The following is a 5,811-nucleotide window of genomic DNA, read 5'->3' as shown; positions in this document are numbered from 1 at the left end:
CATGGGCTTGAGCCAATTATTTTAGCACTTGAGCAAAGCCGGCTGATGCCGGATGACATCAGCTCGGCATTCGCGCTGGCCTATGCGCGATGGTGGCTTCCCACTGCCATCGATGCGGATCCCGTAATACGCCAATTCAAGCGTTTCCAGCATGAAGACGCATTGGCCGATTTCCGGATACTGGATGATATGGCGCAAAAAAGCGCACCGCGCGAAATTCAGCGTAAGCTGTCGAGGAACTTGCCGAACCCTCATGAAGTGCCGAGGAGGTCCGAACTCGGGCTCCTGCGCCATCAGATGGAACTGCAAAGACCGAGCAAATCCATCCGTGACATGATTGCCGGCATGCCGGAAACCTTCGGCAAGCTTGCACCGTGCCTTCTGATGTCACCGCTTTCTATCGCGCAATATCTGCCGGCGGACCAGGCACTTTTCGATGTGGTGATCTTCGATGAAGCTTCGCAGATCACCACGTGGGACGCGGTCGGCGCGCTGGCGCGCGGTCGACAGGCCGTGATTGTCGGGGATCCGATGCAACTGCCGCCGACCAATTTTTTCGGCAAGACAGATAGCGATGACACCGATCCGGAGATCCAGGAGCATGACAAGGATCTCGAAAGCATTCTCGACGAAGCAAAGGTGTCCGGCCTTCCGGTTCTCGAGCTCAATTGGCACTACCGCAGCCGTCATGAATCGCTGATCGCATTCTCGAATTGGCACTATTATCGAAACAGGCTGATCACATTTCCCTCGCCCGTCACCGAAGACCGGGCAGTTTCGCTGCGCCATCTCGCCAACGGGATTTATGACCGGGGCAAGAGCCGCACCAACACAACCGAGGCCAATGCGATCGCCAGTGACGCTGCGGCCCGCATGCGCGCCTGGCTGAAATTGCCCGAACCCGAGCGGCCGACGCTCGGTGTGATCACTTTCAATAGCCAGCAGCAATCTTTGATCGAGGACCTTCTGGATCAAAAGCGACGGGACGACCCTGAACTGGAATGGTTTTTCGCCAGGGAACGGATCGAGCCGACCGTGGTCAAGAACCTGGAGAATGTGCAGGGCGACGAGCGCGACGTGATGCTGTTTTCCATCACTTTCGGTCACGATCGTGCAGCTAAATTAACAATGGATTTCGGTGCTCTCAATCGCGATGGTGGTGAGCGCCGCTTGAATGTCGCCGTTACCCGGGCGCGGCAGGAGCTCGTGGTCTATTCGTCCATCACTGCAGACAAGATCGATATGGGTCGGAGCAAGGCCATCGGGGTGCACCACCTGAAGACCTTTCTTGATTTCGCCGAACGCGGCGCCGTGGCGCTGCCGGCGGTTGATAAAGGCTCGGTGGGAGGTTTCGATTCGCCGTTTGAGGAGGCTGTTGCCGCCGAACTAGATGCGAAGGGTTGGACCGTCATTCCGCAAATAGGCGTATCTGGCTTTCGGATTGATCTTGGCGTTGTTCACCCGCACAAACCGGGGACGTTCTTGGCCGGCATTGAATGCGATGGCGCGACATACCACAGGTCGGCCACTGCTCGCGACCGGGACAAGATCCGCGAAAAAATCCTCCGAGGTCTTGGCTGGGAAATCCTGCGGCTGTGGTCACCCGACTGGTGGCACGACAAGCAGGGCGCGACAGACCGGCTGCACGATGCGCTACAGCGACTTGTGACCGCCAGCGCCGTGAAGGATGCAGACCGAAACGAACAGCATCGTTTTGACCTTTCTGAGCCTGAAGAAGCTAATGGCAACAGCGGCGCCGCAGACTTTGATGAGGCCGATAATCTCAATACCGAGAATACTGACCTCGATGCGGAGGAGGACGCTCCGGTCTTATGAGATCCACTGATCGAGAAGTTCATGGCAAATGAAGATGCGCCGCTGCGCCTGAATTCGGCGGAAGCCGCCGATACTGCTCCTTTTAGAAAAGCAGATCTGTCTAGCATCAAAGCGGATCCCGACTCCTTTTACGAATTCGGCTACCGATCGGTAATCGACCAAATGATTGCGAGAGTTGTCGAGACCGAAGCCCCGGTCCGCGCCGACGTCGTGGCTCACATCCGCAGTGATCTCGAACTGAACCGGGCGACCCGTTTTTTGCTGAACGACCATAGCGCGCGTGCGGATCGCCGGTCCACTCACTAGCGTTCCGATCTTCAATTTCACCAGATCGCAACCGCGCAGCTTGCTGTCGATTGCGAGATCGAACAGCGCCCGGTCGCGCATCCGTCCTTCTCGATCGAGGAAAAAGCGGACCGCCCAAATCTGGCGTTGCTTGAGCGGCTTCTTGACACCTACCATTCGATCGGCGTTCCATGCTGGCCTGCCGAGCGCGGCAGGATCGTATTGTGCAATTCCCATTTCGAAACTCCTTTGGCCAAAATCGGCCGTCAGGAGGATAGGCGAGCATGATGAACCAAGGGGCCGGTTGCGGACAGGCAGGCTTTCGACAGCGAAACGGCAAAAGCTGACATCCAGCCAAGCCGGTGATTGGTCAGGAGCCGCGAATAAAGCCGTCGTTACGGTATCCGTATTCGCTCGCCAAAAGCTGCCCTACATTCAGACATTTGCCGCGCTCAAGTTGCGAAAGGCACCTCGGAGGCATTTGAAGGACGGTATGCGCCAAGGCATAAAGATTGTCGAAAAAAGCAAAAACGGCTTTCCGGATTTCCGTCCCCGCCGCGATCAGTGGAGACGAGCGGGCTTTTGGGACGCTCGCAAAACCGCTGTTGCATAAGGCAAGGGGGCATAATGGCTCGAACATTACAGAAAATCGGCGACGACGGCCCCCTCGTTCGCCCGGATGCCGTTGAAGCGCAAATCGACGCGGCTCTCACGCTTACTCCCCAGCCGCTTCTTGCCCGGCTTGCCATCACCGACCCACGAGACGCCGACCATCTACGCTCAGAGACGCTCGTCCACTTGGTCCGGCATGGGCGCCGGACCGGCGATCAAGGGCTGATCAGCCTGGTGCTGCCGGTTCTGCTCGCTCGCTGTGAGGCAAATCTGATTGTTAAGGTGCCGGACGGCCAACTTCCGGAAGCCGCCACCGTTCGGGAGGACATACTGGGCGAGTTCAGCGAACTGTTCGCCAGCGACGGCACAGGCAAGGATCCCGCCGAGCTGGACTTCTATGAGTGCAAATTCAATCGCGCCTTCCGCTTCTTCCGGATCGACGTCGTCCGCCGCGAGGCGGGGCAGCTCAAGCACGTGGCGCAGATGCCCGAGCCCGACGAAGACAGCGAGCCCGAACCCCATGACGAGGTATTCGCCCGGGTGTCTGAGGCGTTCCGATCGCCGGCGATGCAGGACGGCGACGTTTTCCGGTCCGAGCTTCACGATGCGATTCTAGAACTGCCGCCCGACGAACGTGACGCGGTAATCCTCGTTCACGCGCTCGGCTATCAGGAAGAGTCCGACGATCCGGGCGAGGAGACCGCGGCAACACGCTGCGACTGCACCGGACGCACAATTCGCAACCGACTGACACGGGCGGCGACGAAGCTGGCCCGTTTCAAGGAGGATCTATGACCCCGACACTCACCGCCAGCCCGCCCGAGCTAAGGGAGGCGCTTTATGCCTTGTCGATCGCAAAGGACGTCCCCGACGCAGCCTTGCTCGACGATGTCGTACGTCGTTTCCCGCAGTTTGGCGGCGAACTGACCAACTTCGCGATCGCGATCGCCATCGACGCGCTGCACGGTGATGCGGTCGTCGAGGCGGCCGAGGCTGCGCTTGATCCGAATGTCTTGAGCCCGGCCGTTTCGCGCGCCATGAGCCGATTCCAGAACCGGCTGCATGCGGTCTCGGAGCCGACGCGCCTGCCGGCTGCCACAGTTCGATCGGTCTCGGCGGACGCAATAAATCCGTTCGCATCACTCTCGCGCGAGGACTTTCGCGGGTTCGCGAGGCGGCTGGACGCTAGCAGCGTCTTTGTGGCCAAACTGAGAGATCGGCAAATCGAGCCCGACACGCTGACGCCTGGATTCCGAAAGCGGGTCGCCGATAATCTGCACGCGCCGCTCGATGTGATCGTCGCTCACTTTGCGGCTGCTCAGGGCGGTGCGGCGGGCCCACAATTCTATAAGGCGGACGGCAAACCCAACAACGGCGGCCGCCAGACCTTCGAGGAGGCCGTCCGGAGTTCTGGCTTGAGCGAGGCTCAACAACGCGCGTTGTTGGCGCTCTAGTCGATGGATGCGTTCGAGCCGATCCGGTCCGCCGCCGCAGCCCTCCATCAGGCGCTGGTGGCCAAGGGTGCGGACCCGCTCAATCCTTTGGCGCTGGTCGAGGCGGCTGCGGCGGATCTCGACCTCGAGCTTGTCTGGCTGCCTGCCGGCGATCCGGCGCTGAAGGGCGCGCGCGCGCTCTACGATGACCAGAGCGGCAGCATCTGCTGCGAATCCGGCGGCAATGGGTCTGTGCGGGCGTTGCTGGTTGCGCACGAGATCGGGCACGCCCGGCTTCATGCCGGCTCGGCGACCTGCGCGGCGGCGGACATTGACGCTTCGCGCTCTACCGAAGCCGCGCCCGTCGGGCTGCAGCGCGTCGAGGATTATGGCGCGCGCGAGCGCCGCGAGCTTCAGGCGAACGTCTTCGGACGCGAGTTTGTGCTTCCGCGGGCTCTCGTACGACGCCTTCATGTCGACCAAGGGCTTGGCGCCGCGGCGATCACCGCCCGGACCGGGCTCCCGATCGCGCTCGTCCGCCAACAGCTTTTCGATGCCTTGCTTTTGCCCGAGGCCGAGCTCGCTGCGGCGGGGTCTTCACCCGCTTATGTGCCGCGGCCGGACCCGTCGCAGGACCGGGCGGCCGCGCATCGCGGCTCGCCGTACCAGCTCCAAGCGGGGCCTGGCACCGGCAAGACGCGCACCCTCGTCAGGCGCGTGACCTCGCTGGCTTCGGAGGGGATCGATCCGGCGGCGATGCTCATCCTCACCTTCTCGAACAGGGCCGCTGGCGAGCTTTCGGAGCGCCTGTCGAGCGCGCTGCCGGAGGCCGCGCCCAAACTCTGGGTCGGGACATTTCATGCCTTCGGGCTCGATCTGGTGCGTCGTCACCATGATCGGCTCGGCCTGTCGTCGAAGCCCGCCCTGTTCGACCGCAGCGATGCGATCGAACTGCTTGAGGAGATCCTGCCGACGCTTCCGCTCATCTATTATCGGAATCTGTGGGATCCGGCGATGGTGCTCCGTGACGTGGTCGCGGCGATCTCGCGCGCCAAGGACGAGATGGCAGATCCGGCGCGCTACCGCGCGCTGGCCTTGGCGATGCGGGATGCGGCTGGCGCCGACGAAGACAGGCAGGTCGCGGCGGCCAAATGCCTGGAGATTGCGGACATCTACGATCTCTACGAGGACGCCAAGAGCCGCCATGGCGGGGTTGATTTCGGCGACCTGATCATGTTGCCGGCGAAGCTCCTGGAGACGGATGCAGCAATCCGGACGGCGGTGCAGCTGCGCCATCGGCATGTCCTGGTCGACGAGTATCAGGATGTGAACCGGGCCAGCGCGCGCCTGCTCAAAGCGGTCGTCGGCGACGGCGAGCGGCTCTGGGTGGTCGGGGACTCGCGGCAGTCGATCTACCGATTTCGCGGCGCGTCCTCGGCCAACATGGCGCGGTTCTCTACGGACTATCCGGGCGCCGTCGTCGACCAGCTCGGCGTCAACTACCGCTCGACCGAACAAGTGGTTCATGCTTTCGCGGCGGTCGCTCCGCATATGGGCGCGTCGCACGGCATGCTTCCGCTCGCGCTCGAGGCGGATCGGGGCGCGGGGCCGGGTAAGCCCGAGATTCGCCGCTTCGAAACCCTGT

5 protein-coding genes and 1 pseudogene are annotated in these 5,811 nt (G+C 61.8%); 5 read left to right on the top strand and 1 reads right to left on the bottom strand.

Annotation, left to right across the window (positions count from 1 at the left end; all coding sequences use genetic code 11):
• A partial coding sequence (locus Q8O80_RS08385; RefSeq protein WP_305578880.1) for an AAA domain-containing protein occupies nt 1-1,836 on the top strand: 1,836 nt, incomplete at its 5' end.
• A gap of 21 nt (nt 1,837-1,857) precedes the next feature.
• The gene (locus Q8O80_RS21540) at nt 1,858-2,142 is read left to right on the top strand and encodes a DUF3320 domain-containing protein (RefSeq protein ID WP_371136145.1); all 285 of its coding nucleotides are present in this window, start codon (nt 1,858-1,860) and stop codon (nt 2,140-2,142) included.
• On the opposite strand, the pseudogene Q8O80_RS21535 reads toward Q8O80_RS21540, so the two are convergent.
• A pseudogene (locus Q8O80_RS21535) lies at nt 2,053-2,358 on the bottom strand (integrase); the annotation flags it as partial. The gene Q8O80_RS21540 and the pseudogene Q8O80_RS21535 overlap by 90 nt on opposite strands.
• Before the next feature lie 390 nt (nt 2,359-2,748).
• Here Q8O80_RS21535 and Q8O80_RS08375 point away from each other — a divergent pair.
• From Q8O80_RS08375 to Q8O80_RS08365, 3 genes are all read left to right on the top strand, one after another.
• Nucleotides 2,749-3,528 (top strand): RNA polymerase sigma factor, encoded by a 780-nt coding sequence (locus tag Q8O80_RS08375; RefSeq protein ID WP_305578876.1) that lies wholly within the window; start codon nt 2,749-2,751, stop codon nt 3,526-3,528.
• Nucleotides 3,525-4,187, top strand: a complete 663-nt coding sequence (locus tag Q8O80_RS08370; RefSeq protein ID WP_305578874.1) for a hypothetical protein — start codon at nt 3,525-3,527, stop codon at nt 4,185-4,187. The genes Q8O80_RS08375 and Q8O80_RS08370 overlap by 4 nt, the downstream gene beginning before the upstream one ends.
• Nucleotides 4,188-4,190: 3 nt before the next feature.
• The coding region (locus tag Q8O80_RS08365) for a UvrD-helicase domain-containing protein (RefSeq protein WP_305578872.1) at nt 4,191-5,811 on the top strand (1,621 nt) is incomplete at its 3' end.

The sequence above is a fragment of the Devosia sp. genome (assembly GCF_030689745.1).
GTDB lineage: Bacteria > Pseudomonadota > Alphaproteobacteria > Rhizobiales > Devosiaceae > Devosia > Devosia alba.
This window is presented reverse-complemented; position numbering and strand designations above follow the sequence as displayed.